Origin of the sequence: Pseudarthrobacter sp. L1SW (assembly GCF_020809045.1) — a bacterium.
Classification (GTDB): Bacteria; Actinomycetota; Actinomycetes; order Actinomycetales; family Micrococcaceae; genus Arthrobacter.
The window spans coordinates 3,272,629-3,296,660 of sequence record NZ_CP078079.1 but is presented as its reverse complement, the minus strand read 5'-3'; the positions used below and the strand labels follow the sequence as shown (position 1 = coordinate 3,296,660).

Genomic DNA, 24,032 nt, shown 5'->3' with positions numbered 1-24,032 from the left:
TCATGCAGTGAGTGACAGCATATAACGGGATGGGAAACCGATTTCTCTCCCGTTCCCGATTCCGCCGATCTTCACGGAACAACGGCCCAGCGGGCCGGTCTTAAGCCTTCGAAAGGGACCCTCATGGTCAACACAGCCGAGTCGACTTCTGCCTCAGGGGCCCGGTCCGAGTCCGCGGAGAGCATCGGGGCTGCTCCCGCCGCCGGCGCTTCCGCTCATCAGGGCGGCAGGGCCCGGATCGCCCTGATCGGGACCGGCGGACGCTCCGAGATGTACATCCGCGCCATCTTCGGCAGGCACGCCGATACCGCCGAACTCATCGCGTTTTCCGACGTGAACCCCGGCCGCGTGGAGTTCTACCAGCAGCTCATCCAGGAACTCGGTGCCCCGGGACCCGTCGCTTCCTTTGATCCGGCGGACCTCACCGCGTTCATCCAGGCCAACAACATCGACCGCGTCATCGTCACGACGCCGGACTACACGCACGCAGACTACATCGTGGAGGGACTGCGCGCCGGTGCCGACGTCGTCGTCGAAAAGCCCCTCACCATTGACGCCGAAGGCTGCCGCCGCGTCACCCAGGCAGTGCAGGAGACCGGCCGCAACGTGGTGGTCACCTTCAACTACCGCTACTCGCCCCGCAACAGCGCGCTCAAGGAAGTCATCCAGAGCGGCGTGATCGGCAAGGTCACTTCCATCGACTTCAGCTGGGTGCTGGACACCGCGCACGGGGCGGACTACTTCCGCCGCTGGCACCGGGAGAAGAAGAACTCCGGCGGGCTGCTGATCCACAAGGCCTCCCACCACTTCGACCTGGTCAACTGGTGGATCGATGACGTGCCCGAGCGTGTCTTCGCCTCAGGCGGGCTGAAGTTCTACGGCGACAAGAACGCAGCGGAGCGCGGCCTCGGCCCCCGGCCGGAACGGGGAACGCCCGACGCCGATGCCCCGGCCCACGAGAAGGATCCGTTCGCGCTTGACCTAAGGGAGGACCAGCGGCTCAAGGCGCTGTTCCTGGACAACGAACATTTCGACGGCTACCGCCGCGACCAGGACGTCTTCACCGAAGGCATCACCATCGAGGACAACCTTGCGCTGGTGGTGGAGTACCAGGGCGGCCCGCGCCTGAGCTACTCCCTTAACGCCCACAGCCCCTGGGAGGGCTACCGCGTGGCGGTCAACGGCACTGAAGGCCGCGCCGAGCTGGAGGTCGTGGAACGTGCCGCGGTCCTTAGCACGGACAAAAAGACCGTGGTGGATCCCAGCGCCACCCCCATCGAGGAAGACGACCCCATCCGCCGCACCGGTGAACGCCTGGTGGTCCAGCGCCACTGGGAAGCAGCATATGAGGTGCCCATCGTTAACGGTGAGGGAGGCCACGGCGGCGGCGACGACCTGCTCCTCTCCGACCTCTTCAACGGCCCGGCCGAGGACCCGCTGGGCCGTCCCTCGGGGTACCTGGACGGACTGCGCTCCGTTTCGGTCGGCATCGCCGGCAACCGCTCCCTTGAGTCCTCCCTGCCCGTACGCATCGAGGACCTGGATCTCGGCGTCGACCTCCGCCGTGGCAAGTGACCGGCCCCAGAACCTGAAGGAACAACAATGAGCAGGATCTTCGTCACCGGCGGCTCCGGCCGGCTGGGCGCAGTGTCGTTGCCGGGCTTGCAGGGAAGGGTCACCAGGTCATTTCTGTGGACCGCGACGCCGTCCCGGCGGACCAGCTTCCGGCCGGCAGTGCCCAAAACCGCTTCCATAACCAAAGTCTTCCACCAGGGTCTGACCAAGGCAGCCACCCGGAAGCCCTAGATGGAAAACGATTACCCGCCGGGCCGGCGACGTTGCGCGATGGGTGGCGGAAGGGCGGCTGTGCGTTGGCGGGGACGGCGGGGCCTGGAGCATTGGGGTTCGCTGGACGGTGAGGACTTTGGGGACCACGCGCTTCAGCTGTTCACCGGGCGTGGGCAAGGTCCGCGCACGCCTCCCACAGGCGCTTGCGGGCGTGGGGATCCGCTCCCATGCCGGGGGTGGGGAGCTCCTTGCGCTTTGCCCAGAGCTTTCCGGAGAGTACCGCTGTTTCCGGTGCAGTGGCGAGCCAGAGCGCTGTGTCTGCCCCCTTTTCGGCGGGCGCGCCGAAAGTGTTGGTGATCCAGCGGAAGGGGCCGCCGACGTCCTGCAGCAACGAGGTGTTCTTGACCAGTCCGGGGTGGACCGCATTCGCCACCACTCCGGAGCCCTCAAGGCGCTCAGCGAACTCCTGGGTGAGGAGGACCCGTGCGAGCATAGTGGGCGGCGTGGACCGCAGGTAGCTGTACTTGCCTTTGGCCGTCTGAAGGTCGTCGAAGTGGAGCCTGGTGTTGCCGTACTTGGACGCAACATTCACAATCCGGGCGCTTCCACCTGCCAGGGCGGCGTTCTTGAGGGCGTCCAGCAGCAAGCTGGTCAGCAGGAAGTAGGCCATCACGTTGGTGGCGAATGTCAGTTCGAGCCCGTCGGGGGTCACCTGGCGCTCCTTTCGGAAGACGCCCGCGGCGTTGACCAGCACGTCGAGCCGGTCATGGCGTGAGAGGAACCCGGCCGCCGCAGCACGTATCGACGACTGGACGGACAGGTCACAGGCCAACGGCTCCAGCATGGCTGAGGGGGCGAGGGCGCGGATGGCTTCCATCGCTTCCTCCGCCCGGGCCGTGGAACGGCCCACCACCACCACCCGGGCGCCTTGGCGTGCAAGGCCGGTTGCAACAGCTTGTCCCAGGCCGCTTCCCGCCCCTGTCACCAGTGCCACGGTCCCGTTCATGGAAGTCATTGTCCTCGCCTCCTCTGGCTTTGTCCTGCCAAGTGTCCCGGGGTCAGCGCACGATTTTGAAGTTGAAGGCAGGCGTGCCGAGCACGCCCCAGAGGCGGAGCCACACGGGCAGGAGCTACCGACAGTTCCCCACGAAGGACGCCCTTGCCACGGCCTACGTGCAAGGGCGCGCGGACGCCTGGTTCGCCCGCATGCGGCAGGCAGCGGAGGAGCCCGCCACTGCGGCCGGCAAATTGATGGCTGTTTTCGGGGTGCTCGCCGCCGACGCAGGTGCCACGGATCCCAACCAGCTCGCCGACGAACTCCTCATCGTCCTTAACGGCGCATATGCCACCGCTGCCGTCCTTGACGGTGCCACCTTCGGCCAGCGCGCGGTCAGGCTTGCCCGGCTGTTGATCGACGATGCCTGCCCACGCCTTCAGGCTCCGGCTACAGGCAGCACCATCAGGTAGCCGGCCGGCAGCTCGCTGCTCCAGCGCCGCGGCTCGCGGACCACGAACTGCGTGGCCAGCTCTTCGGGGGTGAGCAGGCTGTTGGGTGCGGGTGACGGGCCCCACTGGCCGCTGCCGTGCGGGTAGAGCGGGTCCTGGACGCGAACGCCAGTGACTGCGAAGTCCTGGAACCGGGCGGGATCACCGATCGATTCGAACCCGCTCATCACCCACGCATGGCGCCCGCGCCACATGACCAGTCCCACCGGGCGGCCTGTCTCGGCAATGGCGCGTGCCGCCGTCTGGAGCGCCGTACCGTAATCGGCGATGCTGACCACCGTGTATGGCCCCATGCCAACCTCCGTCAGCACCTGCGCCCACCCGAGCGGGTTGGCGCCATTGAACGAGTTGGACGACCGGGCCCGGGCCATCTCCCACAGTTCGCCCTGCTGCGTGGAGTCCGCCCACGTGCCGCCACCCGTGTCGTCAATGAGGTTGTGGGCCATCTGGATGCTCGCCGCCACGCACCAGTCAAAGGTGTACTGCGGCACGAAGTCGCCCTCCTGGTAGAGGTTGAGGGCGAACGGCTCGGGAACGGGCGGCGGCGCGACAAGCGGTGGAGGCACGGCAGGAGGCGCTGGTGACGACGGCGGGGCGGCGGGACTCGCTGATGCCGGCGCCGAGGAGGCCGGGACCGCTTGCCCGGTAACGGCGTCGTCAATGCCGACGGCGGGCGTGCAGGCCCCGAGGAAAGCGGCCAGGACAACGAGCCAGGCCAGGAGACGGGGGCGGACACCGGTCATGCTTCAGTCTAGCGCCGCCCGGCGGCAGGCCCTCAGAAGGCGTAGCGGATGCGGCAGTACGGTGCGATCTTCCCAATCAGCGCGGTCAGTTGGCGCACATAGCCGGCTTTGGTTCCGGAGCGGTAGCGGACGTTGGTGAAGCCGTTGGACGAGACCTTGGATTCCTGGAGGTCCGGACGCCACAGGACACTCTCGGCCTGGGGATGCCAGCCCAGGTTAACCTCGTGGAGCCGTTCGTTGTGCGTCAGGAAGATGACTTCCGCCGCAAGCTGGGACTTCGCAGCGGCACTCAGCGTTGCGTCGAGTTGGCGCAGCAGCTCTTCCCAGTCGCTGAGCCAGGTGTCGGTGATGATGACGGGGGAGAAGTTCACGTGCACCTCGTACCCGGCGTCGACGAAGTCGTTGATGGCGGCCATCCGTTCAGCTACCGGTGAGGTCCGGACATCAATCGACTTCGCCAGAGCCGCGGGCATCAGGGAAAAGCGGATCCTGGTGTGGCCGCCGTGGTCCCAACCCAGCATCGTCGGGTTCACGTACTTGGTGGCAAAGGACAGCTTGGCCGTAGGCAAGTCGCGGAAGAGCGTGACCAGGTCCTCCACATTGTCGCTGACCAGGGCGTCCACGGAGCAGTCGCTGTTCTCGCCGATGTCGTAGACCCAGAGTTCCGGATCACACTGGTTGGGCTCGAGCTTGATGCCCTGGCGGGTAACGTGCCGCTCCAGGAACCCCGCAATCTGGTCGATGTTTGCGAAAACGGTCACGGGATTGCTGTAGCCCTTGTGCCGGGGCACGTAGCAGTAGGCGCATGCCATGGCGCAGCCGTTCGCAGTTGAGGGTGCGATGAAGTCCGCGGACCGGCCGTTGGGCTTGACGGTCAGCGCTTTTTTGACGCCGAGGACCAGGGCTTCCGTTTTGATCCGGGACCACCGCGGCACGTTCGTTTCATCACCATGCACATCCGGGATGTTCCAGTGGTTCTCGACGAGCAGCACGTCGGCGTCCGGCCAGCGTTCCACGATTTCCTTGCCCCGGGGAAGTTCCAGGGCGGCAGGCTGCGCGTAGATGCGGCGGATCTGCAGCAGCCGGTTGAAGTCCATAAGCCCATTCTTGCAAGATGCGCGGCATCACCGCGGGCCGTTAGGCCCAGGGCCCCGCCAGGGTACGCTCCAATGTTTCCACCCCTGACCGCTCGAACGCGGAGTCTCCAATCCTGTGTGCCCATACCACCGTCCCCAGAGATTGATTCAGGTTTTCCAGCTGCCAGGTATCGGCCTCGAATTCCTGAATGCGCCGCCCGAAACCGCTGTAGAAGGCTTCCTCAAGCCCGGGCTGTTCCAAGAACTGCTGGTTGGTGAGCCGCACCAGGTCGTGCATCCAGGGGCGGTGGTCGGCGCGTCCAAAGTCAATGACCTTGATCTGGCCTTCGTCGTGGAGCCAGTTCCTGGGCTGATAATCCCCGTGGGTGGTGACGAGTTGGACCGGGCCCAGCCTCAGTCCCGCCAGCCCCCGGACGGCCAGGGTCAGGGTGCCTTCACCTACCAGCCCCCGGGCCGATCGGATCAACAGCTGTGTTTGGTGGGCGAGCTTCTTTGCGTAGTGGGAAGATGTGCCCGCAGGCCGGTGCAGCCTCGCCAGAAGGTCGCCTGCCTGGCGGTACGTTTCGGGGTCATGCTCGGCAGCCGATCCCTCCACGGACGCTCCGGGCAGAAACTCGGTGACAAGGATCCCGGCCGCCACGGATGCGTACCTGAGAAGGGAAGCTTTGCCCTGCAGGCCAGGCAGGCCATGCCTGAGGGCGGCAACCTCACGCCGGATGTGGTGGCTGGTGGCGCTCGCCTTGACGATGAAGCTCCCGCCGGCAGGTGTGGAGACGTGAAGCACGGACGTGTCCTGCAGGGGCCAGGAGTGGTCCCGGACTACCTCGAATGGCCCGAGCCAGGACGACAGCAGGCGCGTCTGCTCATCTGTTAGGAAACCGGGCATCCATCAGGCTATGTTCTCCACGGCCAGTTCCTCAACCGCCACGGCCAGGACGTCCATGTCGAACCAGGCGGCTGGCAGCACGTTGTGGACAAAGGCGTCGAATTCGAAGGGGTGGCAGCGCCCGCCGTGGTTCCAGTACATGATCCAGAGATCGATCAGGCCCCGGTCTTTGCGCCGCAGCAGGTCCCTGGCAGTGTGCCGCGCGTCATCCATAACCAATCCTTGCTTCTGCTCCCGGTCCCCCACAAGGGCAGTAGCCATGTTTGCCGCATTTGGTTCTGTCCCCTCCCGCGATTCCGGCAACAGGTCCGGAGGGATACGGCAAGATGGGAAAGTCATAGGAGTGCGCCCACGGAAGGGAGGCAGGTTTTGGAGCCTGTAAGTTTCGACGGCGGTAAAGGGACCGTGGAGCTGCGTTCAGACGGCATCATCCACCTGATTTGGGAACCTAACGTCCGGATAGAACTGCAGGACGCCCGGGCGGCCATGGCTGCCGTGAACCAGATAGCGGGGGACAGTACCTACCCGATGCTGGTGGACATGGCCACCACCGAGGACGTCACCAGGGCAGCGCGTTCCGTCTTCTCCATCCCTTGTGCTGCCAACAGGATTGCGCTGCTGGGAGCAAGCCCGGTGGACCGGATCTTCGCCAACTTTTTCCTCGGCGTGCATATCCCGCCCTGCCCCACCCGGTTTTTCACCTCCCGGACAGAGTCCATGGAATGGCTGCGGGCAGGTAATTAGTTGGTTTTTGTACTCTGCCGCACCACCAGTTCCGGCGTGAAGACCACCGAACGGTGCGTCGGGTTCTGAACTCCACCTCTTCGGCGAGGAGTTCGATTGTGGTGCGCCCCAGCGCCTCCGTGGGCTGCGGGATGGAGGTGGGGCCACCCACAAAGGCCAGTCGACGGCGGCAGGTGTCCAGCAGGTGCCGCGCAGCCAGGTACCCCCCCGCCTCGTCATCCACTGCTGCTGTCCCCAAGCAAAACGACACGTAGCGCTTCCTGGTTACGTGGGATTTGGTGTGCGTGCCGAAGCGCGGTTATGGTTCATGGCATGACTAACCGTTGGTATGCGTATTTTTCGTTGGCTCTGGAGGGGCCCGCGTCTAACTGACACGCATCCAACTTTCCTTCAGAGCCAACAGGGCAGAGATCATTCTCTGCCCTTCGCCGTTTCTCCGGCGGGTTCTGATCCGGGCCCGCTTCCCATCTGGAACAGGACCCGAACATGAACACCGCAACAGCCCCCACAAGCGCCGCCGCCGGCACCAAAGCCGCAAAATCGACGTCGAACCTGCGGGTCAGCGAATTCACCGCGCTGCCCACGCCCCAGGAAGTCATCGCGGAACTGCCGCTGGACGCCCGGACGGCGGACGTCGTCGAACGCGGACGCGACGAAGTCCGCGCCATCATGGACGGCGTGGACGACCGCCTGCTGGTCATCGTGGGACCCTGCTCCATCCATGATCCGAAAGCCGGGCTGGAGTACGCACGGCGGCTGGTCAGCCAGGCCGAGAAGCACAGGGAAGACCTGCTGATCGTCATGCGGACCTACTTCGAGAAGCCCCGTACAACGGTGGGCTGGAAGGGCCTGATCAACGATCCGCGGCTGGACGGCAGCCACGACATGGTCACCGGCCTCCGGACCGCACGGCGCTTCCTGCAGCAGGTCACCGCTCTGGGGCTGCCCACAGCCACCGAATTCCTGGAGCCGATCAGCCCGCAGTACATGGCGGACCTGATCTCCTGGGGCGCCATCGGGGCCCGCACCACCGAAAGCCAGATCCACCGGCAGCTCGCCTCCGGCCTGTCCATGCCCATCGGCTTCAAGAACGGGACCGACGGCGACCTCCAAGTAGCCATTGACGCTTGCGGTGCAGCGGGGGCCGCCCAGGCTTTCCTCGGCATCGATGGCGACGGCCGGGCCGCGCTGGTGTCCACCGCCGGAAACCCGGACACCCATGTCATCCTCCGCGGCGGGCGCAAGGGGCCGAACTACTCTGCCGCCGATGTCGAGGATGCCTCTGCGAAGCTGGCAAACAAGCAGCTGAACTCCCGCCTCATCGTTGACGCCAGCCACGCCAACAGCGGCAAAAGCCACCACCGCCAGGCCGAAGTGGCCCTGGAGATCGGCGCCCAGCTGGAAGACGGCGGCACCGCTGCCCAGGCGGTTGCCGGCGTCATGCTGGAAAGCTTCCTGGTGGGCGGCGCCCAGAACCTCGACGTCGCCGAGCACGCCGCGGGACGCACGGAACTCGTTTACGGGCAGAGCGTCACCGACGCCTGCATGGAGTGGGACGTTTCTGTTTCGGTCCTGGACCAGCTGGCCGCCTCCGCCCGCAAGCGGAGGAAGTCAACTCCCGTTAATTAGGGGGTGAAATAGGGGACCTTACTACTTTCACTTCTGCCACAGGAACATCTAGAGTATCTAGGTAGGTGGTTGGTGGATGGCTCAGCATCGGAACACCGCATTGGCATGAACATGGGGTCACTGTTGTCCATCCGTCAGCAAAGGAATATGGGAAATGTCGGCAGAACAGAACTTCTCAAACGCGAAGTTCCTCACCGTGGCTGAAGTCGCCCAGGTCATGCGCGTTTCCAAGATGACCGTGTACCGGCTGGTGCACTCCGGCGAGATGCCGGCAGTGCGCTTCGGACGCTCCTACCGGGTTCCGGAACAGGCCGTGGAGCAGTACCTCAAAGGTGCCGTGGTGGACGGCCATACCGAGACCGCCTGACACGCCTGTCCGTAGCCGCCTCCCGGAAGCGGTACCCTGTTAAGGAACGTTTTACGTCATTGTAAGAATCTGTCAGTTGTTCAGTTCGTAGCTCTGTCCACGAACCTTTTCCATCAGACAGGTACTGCATCTAGTTTGTGAGGAACTTTCGTGGGTTCAGTTATTAAGAAGCGTCGCAAGCGTATGGCCAAGAAGAAGCACCGCAAGCTGCTTCGCAAGACCCGTCACCAGCGCCGCAACAAGAAGTAGCAATACTTCGAACTGCGTGGAAATGCCCGCCGCCTTCCGAGGTGGCGGGCATTTCTGTGTCCTGGCCCAACCAGGTAGCGCCAAGTGTCGTTATGGGCGCTCAGAACGACACTTCGCGCCACCTAGATGCGGGGGCCTCGGATGCGGGCGAAGCCCTTCCAGAGCCCGTACACGGCGCCGCAGGCCGTTGCCGCCTTGAGCCCCAGGGTGGCTGCGCGGCGGCCGGCCCGGAAGTCGTAGACGGGCCAGTTGTTGTCCCGGGCGTGCCGGCGCAGGCGGGCATCCGGGTTGATGGCCACGGGATGCCCCACCAATGTCAGCAGGGGGATGTCGTTGTAGGAGTCGCTGTAGGCCCAGCAGCGCTTTAGGTCCAGCTCCTCGGCGTCGGCGATGGCCTGGACGGCGACCGCCTTGGCGGAGCCGTGCAGGATGTCTCCCACCAGCCGGCCCGTGTACATGCCCTCATGTATTTCGCCCACCGTTCCCAGCGCTCCGGTCAGCCCCAGCCGGGTGGAAATCACGGTGGCCACTTCAATGGGTGTGGCGGTGACCAGCCACACCCGGCGGCCAACACGCAGGTGCTGCTCCGCCAAGGCTTTGGCGCCGGGCCAGATCCGCGAGGCGATCATCTCGTCGTAGACCTCTTCGCCCAAGGCCTTAACGTCGTCGACAGTGATCCCCGCGGCCAGGGTGAGGGCGGAATCGCGCACCGCGTGGACATCGTCGATGTTCTCGCCGCGGGCCACGAACTTGAACTGCTTCCAGGCGAAGCCGGCGGCCTGGGTCATGGTGAAGGCGCCGCGCTGGTGCATCTTCCGTGCAACGTGGAACAGGCTGGCGCCGCGCATCAGGGTGTTGTCCACATCGAAGAACGCCGCCTCGCCCGGCTGCGGCGCAGCAACCGGCTTGGTGACTACGGCGACGTATTTCTCCTCGGGCATGGACTTGAGTCTAGCCAATCCACTGTTCATTCCACTGCGCCCTCGCGCTGGACGTCGCAGGGCTCCGGGCGACGGGGATACCGTTAAGGCATGGCCACACCCCGCGTCCTCCTCATCACCAAAGCAGACTGCCACCTTTGCGAAGACGCGCGCGACGCCGTCGGGCGGGTTACGGCCTTGCTGGGACTTGAGTGGAACGAAGAGTTGGTGGACCACCAGCCGGAACTGCGTGAGCGCTATGCGGAGGAAATCCCCGTGGTGCTGGTGGACGGCGTGCAGCGGGATTTCTGGAAAATAGACGAAGCCCGCCTGGAACGCGTGCTCCGGCGGGCCATGGCGCAGTAGGGGAGCAGTTCTTGTGATGGCTCGGGTATCGGTGCGGCACCTGCTTTGTTGGCATTGCTGATGGGGCTCTAGAGTGGAGTCACAACGCAATGCGAGGGAGGAGCTGGTGGCTTCGCTGGATTCAACTCCCCAGGCTGTCCCGGACCTGCCGGGAGCCACGGGCATGGCAGCCAAGCAGATTCCGCCGGCTGCGGTGGCACGGCTGACCCTCTACCTGCGCGCCCTCAACACCCTGCTCGCAGAGGGGGTGGAACGCGTCTCCTCAGAATCCCTCGCCGAGGCCTCCGGCGTCAGCTCCGCCACCCTGCGCAAGGACCTCTCCCACGTGGGCTCGTACGGAACCCGCGGCGTGGGCTACGAAGTGCAGTACCTGAGCCGGCACATCGCCGCCGCCCTGGGACTCACGCACGACTGGAAAGTGGCGATCGTGGGTGCCGGCAACCTGGGCAAGGCCCTGGCACGGTACGGCGGCTTTGAATCCCGCGGCTTTGACGTGGTTGCCATTTTTGACGCGGACCAGATGGTGGTGGGCAACGAAGTGGGTTGGCTGCGGGTAAGTGACGTGGCCGACCTGGAAACCGTGCTGCACCGCACGGGTGCCAACATGGTGGTGCTGGCACTGCCCGCCGCCGTGGCCCAGGATATTTGCGACCGCGTGGTTGCGGCCGGCGTCCGCAGCATTCTGAGTTTCGCGCCCGTGATGCTCCAGGTGCCGGAAGGGGTCAACCTCCGCAAGGTGGACATGGCAACGGAGCTGCAGATCCTTGCGTACCACGCACAGCGGGCGCAGGCCCCGGGCCAGACCGCCTAGGTTTCTGGCGGTACCGTCTGGTTCCGGGACCCACGCCCGCAGGGTGGTGTGGTTGGACTACCGGCCGTAGGGGTTGCCCATACCGCCGCCGTACGGGTTGGCGAACGGCTGCTGCCTCCGGAAATACGGAGCTGCGCCCGGCAGGTAGAGCAGCACAATGGCCGCGATTCCCAACAATGTGCCGATGGTCGCGAAGCTGGGAGGACTGAAGAGGCCGAGGACGGAAAGGGCCGCGAAGACTGTGCCCAGGATGCGTGCCCAGTTCTTGCCCTTGCGGACAAAGAACGCCACCAGCAGGTACAGCGCCAGGCCAATGATGGCAAACACCACCAGGGTGCCGGCGATGACGCCCTTCATATCCTCGTAGGTGACTCCCGCGCCGGTGCCCTGGACCTGGCTGTCGAAGACATCACGGAACCGGGGATCGTCCAGCGTGGCGAGGCCGGCAAGAGCGGAGACGACGAAGATGGCGGCCGAGGCGATCAGCAGCCAGAACGAAATGTTGACCAGCTGCGGGACGCCGGCGCTTCCAGAGGGCTGGGGCTGCTCCGACGGATACTGCGCGTAGGGGGACTGGCCGTACGGCTGCTGCCCGTACTGCGGGGCGTTCTGCCCGTACTGGGGTGCGCCGGACTGCTGTCCGTACTGCGGGGCGTTCTGTCCGTACTGGGGTGCGCCGGACTGCTGTCCGTACTGCGGGGCGTTCTGTCCGTACTGGGGTGCGCCGGACTGCTGTCCGTACTGCGGGGCGTTCTGCCCGTACTGGGGTGCGCCGGACTGCTGTCCGTACTGCGGGGTGTTCTGCCCGTAGCGCGGACCCTGCGAGCCAGACTCGGACCCGGACTCGGGATCGTTCGGAACGGGAGGCGGGACAGGGGGAGTACTCATGAGCGGTCCTTTTGCATGTCGGGTTCCAGGTAGGCTGCCGGGAATGGTCCTGTGCCCTACCCCCAGCATGGCTTAAGTCCACCGTACCCCCGGGCGGGCGCCTTGTGGGTCATTCGGAAGAGGTATTCCCGCGCCGTCCTGCTGCGGCAAAGAAGGCCTGTGAACGGGGCAGCCAGAGAAGGACGGTCGCGGCCAGGCTGATGAGGAAGGCGGTCCAGTTACCGCCCTGGCCCACGCCGATGGCCCAGTTGGCAACGGCCAGGACCAGGGTGATGGCTGTGAGGGCCGTCAAACCCAGCCGCGCCCAATGCTTCCCGTCCTTCATTGCGAGGGCGAACACGATCTGGGCTGCTCCCACGGCTGCAGCCAGCAGCATGAGCAGCAGCACCAGGGTTGCGGCTCCCGGTGCTGCGGCGAAGAGCACCAGGGAGGCCAGCATGCCGAGGATTCCGCCCAGCAGGCCCAGGATGCCGCCCACGAACCAGATCCAGAACGAGACCTTGAGTTCGGTGGGAAGTCCCGCCACCAGGAACATCCGGGCAAAGCCGGAACGGGGCGTGCTGGGAGAGTTGCTCATGGCCCTCACTGTAAACCCCTCCGCAAACCCCGCGGCTGCCTGGGAAGGGAGGAGGAGGAACCTTTAAAAGGAGGCACCCCGGCACTGGACTGCGAAGTCCAGCGCCGGGGTGCCTCCAGGAAAGGCGATTACGCTGCGGGAGCGATGAACGCCAGTTCCAGGTTGATGGCAACCTTGTCGCTCACCAGGACGCCGCCGGTCTCCAGGACAGCGTTCCAGGTCAGGCCGAAGTCCTTGCGGCTGATGGTGGTTTCGGCGGAAACGCCGGCGCGGGTGTTGCCGAACGGGTCCACGGCCACGCCGTTGAATTCGGTGTCCAGCGTGACGGGGCGGGTGACGCCCTTGATGGTCAGGTCGCCGGTGAGCTCGTAGCTGTTGCCCTTGGCCACCAGGCCGTTGGAGACGAAGGAGATCTCCGGGAACTTCTCCACGTCGAAGAAGTCCTCGCCCTTGACGTGGCCGTCACGGTTGGCATCGCCGGAATCGAAGCTGGCGGCGTTAATGGTGGCGTTGATCTTGGCGCCGGCCACATCCTCGGGAAGGTCCAGGGTTGCTGCTGCTTCCTTGAACTGGCCGCGGACCTTGCTGATGCCTGCGTGGCGGACGGTGAAGCCGATCTCGCTGTGGGAGTTGTCCAGGACCCAGGTGCCGGTGGTGACGTCTGCGGGAAGTGCCATGATGTTGCTCCTTGTTATGTGCGTGCTGTTAAGGTCTGCCATTGAAGCTTCATCTGTTGAAGTCTCAACTAACTGCTGCACCTAGTATAAACATGCATTTGCATGTTTCATTCCCGCCTTTGGAACATTTCTTCAAAAACTTCAGTTCTACTGTTTGTAGAAAGTCTGTGCGGGAGATTTCGGATCGCACGTCATCTTTGAGAAACTGGTAAACATGCCCCAAGCCACTGTCCATTTGCTCCGCCACGGCGAGGTCCACAATCCTGACGGCGTCCTGTACGGAAGGCTGCCCGAATTCCACCTCTCCGAACTGGGGCAGGAGATGGCGCGCATGCTCGCGGAGCACTTCCGCCGCCGCGCTGCAGCAGGTGCCCGCATCACCTACCTGGCAGCCTCGCCACTGGACCGTGCGCAGGAAACTGCACGGCCGACGTCGGACGCCCTTCACCTGGAAATCCACACGGACGAGCGCATCATCGAGGCGGAGAACTACTTCGAGGGCATGAAGGTCACCAAGGCTGAGCTTCGCCGGCCCAAGCACTGGCCCCGGCTGGTCAACCCGCTGCGGCCTTCGTGGGGCGAGCCCTACAAGAAGCAGGCCTCCCGGGTGATGGAAGCGGTGCAGGAAGCACGCCTGCGCGCCATCGAACTCGCGGCCGGGGACTTCGGCGCGGACGGGCCTGAAGCGATAATGGTCAGCCACCAGCTCCCCATCTGGGCCACCCGGCTGAGCGCCGAAGGCAGGCCCCTGTGGCACGATCCCCGGAAGCGTGAATGCACGCTGACCTCCATCACGTCGCTGGTGTTCGACGACGGCGGCACGCTCCTGCGCGTGCAGTACAGCGAACCGGCGGCTTCCCTTCTTCCGGGTGCGGCAAGCACCCCTGGAGCCTAGTAGTGACCAACAGTAAGACCACCTCCCGCCGCAGCCTGCTCGCTGCCGGCGGCCTGGCCCTGACCGCCCTGACCCTGGGGCTGTCCGGCTGTGCCCAGGAGGACGCCCTGGCGCAGCAGGCCAAGGCGGGGGACAACAAGAACTATGTGGCCGGGGACGGATCCGTCACGGAGTTCGCTGCCGGGGACCGCAAGTCCGCCATCCAGGTCAACGGCACCCTGTTCAACGGCACCGCGGTGACGCCCGCCGACTTCCAGGGCAAAGTGACAGTCCTGAACTTCTGGTTCGCGGCCTGCGCCCCCTGCCGGGTGGAAGCGCCCATCCTGGAAGAGCTCCACCAGGAGTTCAAGGACCAGGGTGTGCAGTTCTTCGGCGTCAACCTCCGGGACGAGAAGGCCACGGCAGAGGCGTTTGAAAACAACTTCAACCTGACATACCCGAGCTTTGACGACAAGGACGGGGGCGTCCTCCTGGCCGTCTCCGGCCTGGTTCCGCCCGGCGCGGTTCCCACCACGCTGGTGCTGGACAAGCAGGGCCGCGTGGCCTCCCGCGTCCTCGGCGAAGTCCAGAAGGGCACCCTGAAAGCCCTCATCGCTGCCGCCGTGGCAGAGTAGCGGCGGCCCGGACCGTGAACAGCCCCTTCGCCGAAGCCATCCTGAACGGCTCGCTCCTCCTTGCCATTCCGGTGGCACTGCTGGCCGGACTGGTCTCCTTCCTCTCGCCCTGCGTCCTGCCCCTGGTTCCCGGGTACCTGGGCTACGTCACGGGGCTGAGCGGTGTGGACCTGCAGAAGCAGAAGCGCGGCCGGATGCTGCTGGGCATCGGCTTGTTCGTGCTGGGCTTCTCCGTGATCTTCGTCCTGCTGGGCGGTGCGTTCGGCCAGCTGGGAACCCTCATCACGGGCTCACAGAATGCCTGGATCACCCAGCTCCTGGGCGTCCTGGTGATCGTCATGGGCGTGGTGTTCATGGGCGGCTTCAGCTGGCTGCAGCGCGACGCCAAGATCCACGCGAAGCCGCCGGCCGGGCTGTGGGGCGCGCCACTGCTGGGCCTGACCTTCGGGCTGGGCTGGGCGCCGTGCATCGGCCCCACCTATTCCGCCGTCCAGTTACTGAGCCTCTCCGGCGGCTCCTCCGCCGCCAAGGGCGCCTTCCTGGCCTTTGTCTACAGCCTGGGCCTGGGCATTCCCTTCCTGCTGATCGCCCTTGCGGTCCGCCGCGGCATGGGTGTGATGGCGTTCTTCCGCAAGCACCGGGTGGCCATCCAGCGCATTGGCGGCGGCATCCTGGTGGTGCTGGGCCTGCTGATGGCCAGCGGCGTCTGGGGTACCTGGGTGACCGAACTCCAGTACTGGTTCCAAACCGATGTGAAGTTGCCGATCTGATGAGCGAGCGCGTGAACGTAGAGAAGAAGCAGTCCTCCCCGGCATCCGGTGCCGCAGTGGCCGAGGCCAAGGCGGACGCCGCGCTGCCGGCCCTGGGACCCAAGGAGATGCTGCGCTGGGCGTGGACCCAGCTCACCAGCATGCGCACGGCGCTTTTCCTGCTGCTCCTCCTGGCCGTCGCGGCCGTGCCGGGCTCGCTGTTCCCGCAGCGCCCGGCCAACCCTGCCGTGGTCACTCAGTACATTAAGGACAACCCGGACTACGGCAAGCTGCTGGACACCCTGCAGCTGTACGACGTCTACTCCTCGGCCTGGTTCTCCGCCATCTACCTGCTGCTGTTCATCTCCCTGATCGGCTGCGTGGTGCCCCGCGCCATCGCCCATTACAAGGCCATGCGCTCCCAGCCCCCGCGCACGCCCAAGCGACTCTCCCGCCTTCCCGAGTACGGCACCCTGGTCATTCCGGCCGACGCCGGGATCCCGGCGTCGGACGCCATCAACAGTGCCGCCGGGCTGCTGGAGAAGCGCGGCTACCGCGTTGAGGTGAGGGACGACGGCGGCGCGCGGCCGTCTTTGGGCGCCGAGCGCGGCTTCCTGAAGGAAGTGGGAAACCTTGTCTTCCACACCTCGCTCATCGGCGTGCTGGTGTCAGTGGCCATCGGCGGCCTGTTCGGCTACAGCGGCCAGCGCATCCTGGTGGAGGGCGACACGTTCGTGAACACCCTGGTGGGCTATGACCAGTTCACGCCCGGCACCAATTTCCAGTCCAGCCAGCTGCAGCCCTACTCCATCCAGCTGGACAAGTTCGACATTACATTCGACCGCGAATCCCAGGGCAAGTTCGGCCAGCCCATCGACTTCTCGGCGGCGGTGACCACAAAGGAAAACCCCGACGCGCCCGCGCGACAGGAAACCCTGAAGGTCAACGATCCCATCACCCTGGGCGGTACCAGCATCTACCTCACCGGCAACGGCTACGCCCCCGTGGTGACCATCCGGGACGGCGCCGGCAACGTGGCCATGCAGGGACCCGTGGTGGCCAAGCTGCAGGGGGACAACTACTACTCCTCCGTGGTGATCAAGGTTCCCGACGCCAAACCGGACCAGCTGGGGTTTGCAGGCTTCTTCCTGCCCACCGCCTTCGTCACCAACGAGGGGGTCTCCTTCAGCGGGGACCCGGAACTGTTCAACCCGCAGCTGACGCTCAACTCCTACTACGGGGACCTTGGCCTGGATGACGGGGCTCCGCAGAACGTCTTCGAACTGGACGTCAAGGACCTGACCCCGCTGAACGCCCGCAACTTGGACGCCGGCGGCATCACCCTCTCGCCGGGGACCAGCTACACCCTGCCGGACGGCAAAGGCACCATCAGCTTCGACGGCGTCAAGCGCTACATCGGCGTGGACATCCACCACAACCCCGGGCAGGTCTACGCCCTGGTGTTTGCGCTCCTGGCCGTGGCCGGGCTGATCCTTTCGCTCTACGTCAACCGCCGCCGGGTATGGGTCCGCACGGGCACACACGAGGACGGGCGCACGATGGTTGAGTACGGGCTCCTGGCCCGCGGCGAGGACCACCGCCTTGCTGCCGAGGCCGCCGCCCTCCGGAAGCTGCTCGGTGAAGAGTGGCAGCTGGACCCCGGACAGGACGCGGCCCAGCCCGGGTCTTCCCAGCAAACACCCAGCAGCCTGGGCGAGAATAGCCCCGGCGCTGCCGCAACCACAGGCCCAGCCACCACCCCAGCCGGCCCCTCCGGGCCCGAAAAGGACCAGTAATGCCGTTTGGAATCAACGAAACCATGGGCCAGTACAGCGAGCTGTTCATGCTGCTGGCGGCCGGCACATACACGGTGGCCTTCATCGCCTTCGCCTGGGACCTGGCCAAGAGCAGCAGGGCCCTGCGCGCCATCGACCTGAAGGCCGCCCAGGCCGGCCTCGACGGCCAGGCCCGGGAGTCGGCCAAGGTTCCGGTGGCAGCCGGGGTGGGGGAGCGCGCTGAAACGCACCTGGCCGGGCCTGCGGGCAGGGCCGAACGGCCGTCGTCGTCCACTGCCAAAGCTGCAGGGGGCGGAGGCGTGGCCACTGCCGACGCCGACATGCGGTACGCCGCGGAACGCCGCGCGCCCGCGCGGGTGGCCGTGGCACTGACCGTCCTCGGCGCGCTGATCCACGGTGCCGGCGTGGTCACCCGCGCCTTGGGTGCAGGACGCGTCCCGTGGGGCAACATGTACGAATTCCTCACCACCGGCGCCTTCGTGGCGGTCGCCGTGTTCCTGCTGGTGCTGGTCCGCCGCGACCTTCGCTTCCTGGGCACGTTCGTGGTGGGGCTGGCCATCATCATGCTGGTGGCCGCGTCCGTGGCGTACTGGACGCCGGTGGGCCACCTGGTCCCCGCCCTGCAGAGCTACTGGCTGATCATCCACGTGTCCATCGCCGTGCTGTCCTCCGCGCTGTTCACCCTGACCTTCGCCATGTCCGCGCTCCAACTGGTCCAGTCGCACCGCCAGAGGACGGTGGCTGCCGGCGGGGCGGACAAGCTCGGGTTCATGCGCCTGGTGCCGTCCGCGCTGAGCCTGGAGAACCTGTCCTACCGCATCAACGCGATCGCCTTCATCGGCTGGACGTTCACCCTCATGTTCGGCGCCATCTGGGCCGAGAAGGCATGGGGCCGGTTCTGGGGCTGGGACACCAAGGAGGTGTGGACTTTCGTCATCTGGGTGGTGTACGCAGGGTACCTCCACGCGCGTGCTACACGCGGCTGGACAGGCACGCGTGCGGCCTGGCTGTCGATCGTTGGCTACCTGTGCGTCGTTTTTAACTTCACCATCGTGAACCAATTCTTTAACGGCCTTCACTCATACTCAGGGCTCTGAACAGGGGTTTCTTTCCGGCGCCGGGGCGTCACAGGGGGAAATAACAATTCGTTTTAGCAATGGGGGTGTTCCCGGTCCGGCCGTAATGCTACCTTGGTGACGTTCGCCAGTGATGAAGCTTGCAGGCGAAACGACAGTATTCCCTGAGGTACCCCATGAGCTACGTTCTCGCCATTGATGTCGGGACCAGCTTCACCGCTGCCGCCGTTGCACGCTTCGATCACGGTACCTCCTCTTCTCCTGAGTGCCTCCCGCTGGGAATCCGCGGAACCTCAGTACCCTCTGTGCTGTTTTACCCGGAGGAAGGCCCCGTCCTGGTGGGGGAAGCCGCGGAACGCCGCGGGCTTGATTCCCCGGCCCGTGTGGTGCGGGAATTCAAGCGCCGCATAGGCGACGCCGTGCCGATCTCCGTGGGCACGCTCTCCCTGCCCGCCGAGGACGTCTTCGCCACCATGGCCCGCTGGGTGGCCGACCGCGCGGAGGAACGCGAGGGGGCGCCGCCGTCGGAAATCATGCTGACCCATCCGGCCGCCTGGGGGAGCCACCGCACCTCGCTCCTTAGGGAAGCCCTGGCCGCCAGGGGCCTGCAGAACGTTGCCCTGGTGACGGAACCGGAGGCCGCAGCCCTGCATTACGCCTCCCAGGTGCGCGTGGAAGAGGGAAGCACCATTGCCGTCTACGACCTTGGCGGCGGAACCTTCGACACGGCCGTCCTCCGGAAGGCCGGCAACAACCGGTTTGAGCTGCTGGGCCGCCCGGAAGGCATCGAAAACCTTGGGGGAGCCGACTTTGATGCGGCGGTCCTGCGCTACGTGGCCAGTAACACCGGCGGCATCCTCTCCAGGCTGGACACCTCCGATCCCGGGGCCCGCGCTGCGCTGGCGAGGCTGCAGCGCGAATGCGTGGAAGCCAAGGAGGCGCTCTCCGCGGACAGCGAAGCCAGCATCTCCGTCCTGCTGCCGGGCTTCCACCAGCAGGTGCGCCTGGTCCGTTCCGAATTCGAGGCACTGATCAACGAACCCATCCGGGACACGGTGGACGCGCTGGAACAGTCCCTGGCCAGCCTGCGGCTGGAACCGGCGGACCTTTCCGCCGTGCTCCTCATCGGCGGATCATCGAGGATCCCCCTGGTTGCGCAGGTGATCTCCGAACAGCTGGACCGGCCCATCGCCGTCGACGCTGATCCCAAGTCCTCCATTTGCCTCGGTGCTGCCGCCGCGGCTGTCCTGGCGCGCGAGGCAGCCGCCGCCGAGGTTGCGGCGCAGGCTGCCGCTGCGGCGGAAGCCGGCCGTGCCGCCGCGGCCCGTGATGCGGCCGCACCGGGTTACGCGCCCGGACGGCTGGCGAGCTGGTCGCGGAAGAGCACGACGGCGGCAGGCGCTATGGCTGGAATCGCAGTCCAGGGTGCCGTGCATGGCCAGCACGGACACCGGGGCGGCGCCCACGCGCCGAAACCTACGGTTCGGCTGACCGCCATCGCGGCAGCTGCGGCCGCGTTCACGGTCCTTTCGGCTACCGCTGCCCAGAGCCCCGAGGGCCTCAGCAGCCTGACATCCATCTTCACCCCCAAGGCGGACGCCGCCCCCGAGAAGGGTTCTTCCTTAGGCGGCTCGGGCGGCGGCGGAGGAGTCGGCGGGGCGGCAGCGGCTGGTGCCGGTGCGGAAGCGCAGGAACCTGCGAGGGGCATCGAAGCCAGTGCCAGCACGAAGGACTCCGCCCCTGGCGGCGCGGGCCTGGACGTGGCCGCCTCTCCCACCAGCCGGCCGACGTCCAGCGCCGCCGCGGAGCAGGCTGCCGCGGACTCCGGCGGAACGGGCGCTCTTGACACCGGTACCGCTACAGCTGACGCCGCCGGAACCGGTGCCGGCGGAGTTACGGAGCCCGTCGGCACACCCACTGTCCCTGCCGGAACGGCTGATCCTGCGCCGGGTACAAGCGAACCAGTGCCGGTTGAGACGGGAACGGGGAGCCCTGTCCCCGTGGACCCGCCGCCGACGACTGAGGAGCCGCCCGCGACCGAGGAGCCTCCGCCAGTGACTGAGGAGCCCCCGCCAGCTACCGAGGAGCCTCCGCCCCCGATGACGGAGGAGCCCCCACCGCCGGCAACCGAGGAGCCGCCGCCTTCCGCGCCCGAACCCACCGCGTCCACGGCCACGGAGTCCGCTCCGGCCACCGCGTCCACGGCCACGGAGTCCGCTCCGGCCACCGATCCGGCCACGGCCGCTGAACCGGCGGCTTGAGCATGACCGGGAATGAGATCCGGCCGGTGACCCTGTTGCCCGAGCTGAACCACCACGTGCAGGAGCCCGGTGCCGCAGAACAGATGGCCCGGCAGCTCAAAGGCGAGAACGCTGCTATGCGTGAATTGCTGCTGGCCCTTTCCGTCGGCTTCGTCCTGCCTGGACCGCTGCCAGCGGACCTGCAGCGCAGACTTGACACTGGCGACGTGCAAAGCCTTGGCGCCCTTGTGGAACGGGCAGAAGCTGCAGGACTCCTGACGGCGGACGGGACCGTGGCGGGGCCGGCGCAGCAAGCCCTGCTTGCCGTCGTCCCCGTCGCCAAGGTCCATGCGCTTCAGCGCGAGCTCGTTACGGCGTACGCCAGGGACGGCGTGCCCCTCGGCGACGTCGCCCGCGAACTGGCGCGCGGTGGCCTGGCAGATTCCCGCGTGGCGGCTGAACTGGAGCATGCGGCCGACAAGGCGCTTGACCATGATCCTGCGCTGGCATCCCAACTCTATGGGGAAGCCCTGCTGGCAGGGGCCGACGAAGCAGCGACCGCCGCCCGCCGCGCCCAGGCCGCAGCAGCAAACGGCGACCTGGACGCAGCTACGCGGATCATCGACTCGCTACTCGTGTGCGACGATCCGCCGGACGTGCGCCGGGGCGTGGACGTGGCCGCAGCAGTCTGGGCCCAGCGAGGCATGCTGGCGCGGGCAGCGGACGTGTACAGCTGGCTGGGTGCCAGCCGGATTGGACCATCAGCGCCCCTTGCGGCGGTGGCCATGATCGGCTGCGGAAACCGGGCCGGCGCGGAAGCACTTTTCCAGCCGGGCGCTCCGCCCGCTTCGCCCACCCTCCTGGCTGCCACTCTGGCTGAGACAGGAAAAGGCATCTACCAGTCAGTCAGCGCCGACCCGCAGCACGCACTGCCTGTGCTGATCCATGCGTCGGACATGTTCAACGCGGCAGACGCGGCGCTGCCGCTGCCGGAGACGCCGGCCGCGCTGGCTGCCCTCCTGGCACTGCACAGCGGGGAACCGCGGCTGGCGGAAACGGTGTGCCGGTCTGCAACTGCTGCCGGCCAGGGCGGTAACGCTGCGAAGCCCAGGCTCTTCCTGCTCCAGGCCTGGTCTGCCATGCAGCAGGACAAACTCGAGGATGCCCGGCTCGCGATCAACGAGGCCTCAAAAGCGAATCATTGGCCCCTGGTGCCCCGGGACGAGTTCCTGCGCGCAGCCCTGGACGTTGGCCTGGCCCGGCGGAACGGCGACGTCCCGGAACTCGTCATGGCGTGGGAGCGGGCCCGTGAAGCCATGCTGCACACGTCCGTGGACCTTTACAGCCTCCTGCCGTGGGGCGAGGTGATGATTACGGCCGCACGGCTCAGGGAGACCCGGCGCGTGGCGCACTACCTTGACGAGGCGTGGCAGCTTCTTGACCGGCTGGGCGATCCGCCGCTGTGGGCCGTGCCCTTCCATTGGGCGGCGGTCCAGGCCGCGTTGCTGAGCGAGGACCCTGCGGGCCTCGCTCCCCACGCGGCAGCGCTGGCACGGGCATCGCGTGACAGCCACCTTGCCGCGGTGCTTGCCAGTGCGGGCAAAGCCTGGGTTTCGGTCCTGGCAGGCAGGTTGACTCCTGCCGATGTGGAGGCTGCTGCCCGGGGCCTGGGCCGAGTGGGAATGCCCTGGGAAGGCGCCAGGCTGGCCGGGCACGCAGCGGCCCGGGCTGAGGAGCGCAAGGACATGGTGCGGCTGCTGTCCTGTGCACGGGACCTGCATCCCCAGGTCAGCCCGGCAGCGAACGGCTCATCCGGGCCCGCCGTCCGCAGCAACCATGCCACCGATGAGGCGGCCGGCAGCCTGCACCCGGACGGTTCCGGACTGAGTGAACGGGAAAAGGAAGTGGCCCGCCTGGTACTCGAGGGCAAGACGTACCGTGAGATCGGCGAAGCCATCTATATCTCCCCCCGGACCGCGGAACACCACATCGCAAGGATGCGGCGCCGCCTTGGCGCGGAAAACCGCTCCGACCTGCTGGCCCGGCTCCGCATTGCGTTGGGCCCCGAAGACCCGGCACAGGAATAAACCCCTAATGCCCTAAGGGCACGGGATCCGATTCCCCGGCAACTAGCCATCCGGGAGGGGGAATCGGCCCGATGCCCGGTCCTTGTCCCGGACCATACGTTTGATGCAAGCCCGGTAGCGACGCCGGGCGATCCGCAACTCAGAGAAGATTGAGGACAATCAAATGACACTCGCAAACGACCTCGTCCAGTTCCTGATGCACCTCTTTGGCAACCGCCAGGCCGCACAGGACTTCCTGGACGATCCCGAGAAGGTTCTGGAAGACCACGGCCTCGGTGGAGTCTGCTCTGCAGATGTGGACGCCGCCATGCCCGTAGTCCTGGATTACGCACCAGTCTCCACCTACACCTCCCGGTTCGACCGCGAGTACAACACCGGCGGCAACACGTCCTGGACCGGCCATATCGGCGGCGGAGGCACGGGCGGCGCCGGACACACTCCTCCTGCAGGCGGCGGAAACCACGACCACGATGATCACGCCCACGCGGTCCAGCAGCTCCACCACGTGGTGAACAACTACTCCTACACTTCAACGGTGGATGACCGGGACAACATTGTTGACCAGTCCGTCAACCAGAACATCTGGGCTGAGGGCGACGTTGAGCAGTGGTTCGACAACGACTCCGTCATCGCCTCCGGGGACCGTTCCATCGCAGCCGGCGACGACGCTAACGTCAGGGACTCCAACAACGTCAGCGATTCCTACAACACAGACAATTCCGCGGACAACTCCACGGACAATTCCGTCCACGCCGGCCACGACGTCAATATCGGCAACGAGAAGACGGATATCGCCGACTCCTTCAACACCGACCTCGATGTCGATGTTGATGACTCGTTCAACGACAACTCGGACAACTCCGACAATTCGGACAACTCCGTGAACGACTCCTACAACGACAATTCGGACACCACCACCGAACTTGACGTCGCAGTCGAGGATTCGTTCAACGACAACTCCGACAACAGCGTAGATAATTCGGACCACTCCACGGACGTTGTCATTGAGGACTCCTTCCAAGACAACTCGACTGAGGAGACGAACACCACCGAGGTCGCGATCGAGGACTCCTTCCAGGACAACTCCAGCACGGAGACCGACACCACGGAGGTTGCGATCGAGGACTCCTTCCAGGACAACTCGACTGAGGAGGACAACACTGAGGTGTACGTGGAAGAGATCGAGGTCAACACGGCTATCGACGATTCAGTCGCCGGCTAGGCAGTCCCGGGTCCACCGGAAGCGCCCGGCAGGAGGTTCCTCCCTCCTGCCGGGCATTTCGGGGCTCATCCCACGTCCCATTTCCGAGTTGAGGCAAAGGACACA

25 protein-coding genes and 2 pseudogenes are annotated in these 24,032 nt (G+C 66.0%); 17 read left to right on the top strand and 10 right to left on the bottom strand.

All coding sequences use genetic code 11. The annotated features are described in order from the left end of the window. The first annotated feature begins 123 nt into the window (after window positions 1-123). Together KTR40_RS15310 and KTR40_RS15305 are read left to right on the top strand one after the other, a co-directional pair. Window positions 124-1,575 (top strand): Gfo/Idh/MocA family protein, encoded by a 1,452-nt coding sequence (locus tag KTR40_RS15310; protein WP_228404285.1) that lies wholly within the window; start codon window positions 124-126, stop codon window positions 1,573-1,575. Between the two features lie 27 nt (window positions 1,576-1,602). Then, window positions 1,603-1,742, top strand: a pseudogene (locus tag KTR40_RS15305) (NAD-dependent epimerase/dehydratase family protein); the annotation flags it as partial. Window positions 1,743-1,948: 206 nt separating this feature from the next. On the opposite strand, the gene KTR40_RS15300 reads toward KTR40_RS15305, so the two are convergent. Beyond that, window positions 1,949-2,803, bottom strand: coding sequence for an SDR family NAD(P)-dependent oxidoreductase (locus KTR40_RS15300; RefSeq protein WP_228404283.1), 855 nt, complete (start codon window positions 2,801-2,803; stop codon window positions 1,949-1,951). Window positions 2,804-2,877: 74 nt separating this feature from the next. Here KTR40_RS15300 and KTR40_RS15295 point away from each other — a divergent pair, with 74 nt between their 5' ends. After that, window positions 2,878-3,255 carry a hypothetical protein gene (locus KTR40_RS15295; RefSeq protein WP_228404282.1) on the top strand — a complete coding sequence of 126 codons (378 nt, stop codon included), beginning with the start codon at window positions 2,878-2,880 and terminating at the stop codon, window positions 3,253-3,255. Here KTR40_RS15295 and KTR40_RS15290 read toward each other — a convergent pair. Genes KTR40_RS15290 through KTR40_RS15275 form a run of 4 tightly spaced genes read right to left on the bottom strand, consistent with a single transcriptional unit; the run spans window position 3,222 to window position 6,281 of the window. Beyond that, complete coding sequence (locus KTR40_RS15290; protein ID WP_228404281.1) at window positions 3,222-4,037, bottom strand: hypothetical protein; 816 nt, start codon at window positions 4,035-4,037, stop codon at window positions 3,222-3,224. The two genes, KTR40_RS15295 and KTR40_RS15290, sit on opposite strands and share 34 nt — an antisense overlap. 32 nt (window positions 4,038-4,069) lie before the next feature. Further along, on the bottom strand, window positions 4,070-5,134 hold the full coding sequence (locus KTR40_RS15285) for a spore photoproduct lyase family protein (RefSeq protein ID WP_228404280.1): 1,065 nt from the start codon (window positions 5,132-5,134) through the stop codon (window positions 4,070-4,072). A gap of 40 nt (window positions 5,135-5,174) precedes the next feature. Further along, window positions 5,175-6,020, bottom strand: coding sequence for an aminoglycoside phosphotransferase family protein (locus tag KTR40_RS15280; RefSeq protein ID WP_228404279.1), 846 nt, complete (start codon window positions 6,018-6,020; stop codon window positions 5,175-5,177). A 3-nt stretch (window positions 6,021-6,023) separates the two neighbouring features. After that, on the bottom strand, window positions 6,024-6,281 hold the full coding sequence (locus KTR40_RS15275; protein WP_139030307.1) for a hypothetical protein: 258 nt from the start codon (window positions 6,279-6,281) through the stop codon (window positions 6,024-6,026). 108 nt (window positions 6,282-6,389) lie between these two features. Here KTR40_RS15275 and KTR40_RS15270 point away from each other — a divergent pair, with 108 nt between their 5' ends. Further along, window positions 6,390-6,764, top strand: coding sequence for an STAS/SEC14 domain-containing protein (locus tag KTR40_RS15270; protein ID WP_139030306.1), 375 nt, complete (start codon window positions 6,390-6,392; stop codon window positions 6,762-6,764). Here KTR40_RS15270 and KTR40_RS15265 read toward each other — a convergent pair. Then, a pseudogene (locus KTR40_RS15265) lies at window positions 6,761-6,996 on the bottom strand (substrate-binding domain-containing protein); the annotation flags it as partial. The gene KTR40_RS15270 and the pseudogene KTR40_RS15265 overlap by 4 nt on opposite strands. A 254-nt stretch (window positions 6,997-7,250) precedes the next feature. On the opposite strand from KTR40_RS15265, the gene KTR40_RS15260 reads away from it, so the two are divergent. From KTR40_RS15260 to KTR40_RS15250, 3 genes are all read left to right on the top strand, one after another. Continuing rightward, the gene (locus tag KTR40_RS15260) at window positions 7,251-8,393 is read left to right on the top strand and encodes a 3-deoxy-7-phosphoheptulonate synthase (RefSeq protein ID WP_139030305.1); all 1,143 of its coding nucleotides are present in this window, start codon (window positions 7,251-7,253) and stop codon (window positions 8,391-8,393) included. A 154-nt stretch (window positions 8,394-8,547) separates the two neighbouring features. Beyond that, on the top strand, window positions 8,548-8,760 hold the full coding sequence (locus KTR40_RS15255) for a helix-turn-helix domain-containing protein (RefSeq protein ID WP_066278759.1): 213 nt from the start codon (window positions 8,548-8,550) through the stop codon (window positions 8,758-8,760). A gap of 150 nt (window positions 8,761-8,910) precedes the next feature. Next, window positions 8,911-9,009, top strand: coding sequence for a 30S ribosomal protein bS22 (locus tag KTR40_RS15250; RefSeq protein ID WP_003792170.1), 99 nt, complete (start codon window positions 8,911-8,913; stop codon window positions 9,007-9,009). A gap of 122 nt (window positions 9,010-9,131) precedes the next feature. On the opposite strand, the gene KTR40_RS15245 is transcribed toward KTR40_RS15250, so the two are convergent. Next, the gene (locus tag KTR40_RS15245; RefSeq protein ID WP_139030304.1) at window positions 9,132-9,950 is read right to left on the bottom strand and encodes an HAD family phosphatase; all 819 of its coding nucleotides are present in this window, start codon (window positions 9,948-9,950) and stop codon (window positions 9,132-9,134) included. A gap of 90 nt (window positions 9,951-10,040) precedes the next feature. Here KTR40_RS15245 and KTR40_RS15240 point away from each other — a divergent pair, with 90 nt between their 5' ends. Beyond that, the gene (locus KTR40_RS15240; protein WP_228404278.1) at window positions 10,041-10,295 is read left to right on the top strand and encodes a glutaredoxin family protein; all 255 of its coding nucleotides are present in this window, start codon (window positions 10,041-10,043) and stop codon (window positions 10,293-10,295) included. 106 nt (window positions 10,296-10,401) lie between these two features. Then, window positions 10,402-11,106, top strand: coding sequence for a redox-sensing transcriptional repressor Rex (locus KTR40_RS15235; protein ID WP_228404277.1), 705 nt, complete (start codon window positions 10,402-10,404; stop codon window positions 11,104-11,106). 57 nt (window positions 11,107-11,163) lie between these two features. Here the strand turns inward: KTR40_RS15235 and KTR40_RS15230 are convergent, their stop codons facing one another. The 3 genes from KTR40_RS15230 to KTR40_RS15220 form a co-directional block, all read right to left on the bottom strand. Beyond that, complete coding sequence (locus KTR40_RS15230; protein WP_228404276.1) at window positions 11,164-11,994, bottom strand: hypothetical protein; 831 nt, start codon at window positions 11,992-11,994, stop codon at window positions 11,164-11,166. 109 nt (window positions 11,995-12,103) lie between these two features. Next, entirely contained in the window at window positions 12,104-12,571 is a 468-nt protein-coding gene (locus KTR40_RS15225) for a hypothetical protein (RefSeq protein ID WP_228404275.1), read from the bottom strand. Window positions 12,572-12,699: 128 nt separating this feature from the next. Next, on the bottom strand, window positions 12,700-13,248 hold the full coding sequence (locus tag KTR40_RS15220) for a YceI family protein (RefSeq protein WP_228404274.1): 549 nt from the start codon (window positions 13,246-13,248) through the stop codon (window positions 12,700-12,702). Window positions 13,249-13,462: 214 nt separating this feature from the next. Between KTR40_RS15220 and KTR40_RS15215 the strand changes: the two genes are divergently transcribed. From KTR40_RS15215 to KTR40_RS15180, 8 genes are all read left to right on the top strand, one after another. Next, on the top strand, window positions 13,463-14,143 hold the full coding sequence (locus tag KTR40_RS15215; RefSeq protein WP_139030298.1) for a histidine phosphatase family protein: 681 nt from the start codon (window positions 13,463-13,465) through the stop codon (window positions 14,141-14,143). 35 nt (window positions 14,144-14,178) lie between these two features. Beyond that, entirely contained in the window at window positions 14,179-14,757 is a 579-nt protein-coding gene (locus tag KTR40_RS15210; RefSeq protein ID WP_139030378.1) for a TlpA disulfide reductase family protein, read from the top strand. A 14-nt stretch (window positions 14,758-14,771) separates the two neighbouring features. Continuing rightward, on the top strand, window positions 14,772-15,527 hold the full coding sequence (locus KTR40_RS15205) for a cytochrome c biogenesis CcdA family protein (protein ID WP_228404273.1): 756 nt from the start codon (window positions 14,772-14,774) through the stop codon (window positions 15,525-15,527). Continuing rightward, a complete protein-coding gene (locus tag KTR40_RS15200) occupies window positions 15,527-17,302 on the top strand; it encodes a cytochrome c biogenesis protein ResB (protein ID WP_228404272.1) in 1,776 nt (591 codons plus the stop codon). Before KTR40_RS15205 ends, KTR40_RS15200 begins: the two co-directional genes overlap by 1 nt. Next, the gene (ccsB, locus tag KTR40_RS15195; RefSeq protein ID WP_228404271.1) at window positions 17,302-18,399 is read left to right on the top strand and encodes a c-type cytochrome biogenesis protein CcsB; all 1,098 of its coding nucleotides are present in this window, start codon (window positions 17,302-17,304) and stop codon (window positions 18,397-18,399) included. The genes KTR40_RS15200 and ccsB overlap by 1 nt, the downstream gene beginning before the upstream one ends. 155 nt (window positions 18,400-18,554) lie before the next feature. Next, the gene (locus KTR40_RS15190; protein WP_228404270.1) at window positions 18,555-20,639 is read left to right on the top strand and encodes an Hsp70 family protein; all 2,085 of its coding nucleotides are present in this window, start codon (window positions 18,555-18,557) and stop codon (window positions 20,637-20,639) included. Between the two features lie 2 nt (window positions 20,640-20,641). After that, on the top strand, window positions 20,642-22,705 hold the full coding sequence (locus tag KTR40_RS15185) for a LuxR C-terminal-related transcriptional regulator (protein ID WP_228404269.1): 2,064 nt from the start codon (window positions 20,642-20,644) through the stop codon (window positions 22,703-22,705). 163 nt (window positions 22,706-22,868) lie between these two features. Beyond that, a complete protein-coding gene (locus KTR40_RS15180; RefSeq protein WP_228404268.1) occupies window positions 22,869-23,927 on the top strand; it encodes an IniB N-terminal domain-containing protein in 1,059 nt (352 codons plus the stop codon). The last annotated feature ends 105 nt before the right edge of the window (window positions 23,928-24,032 follow it).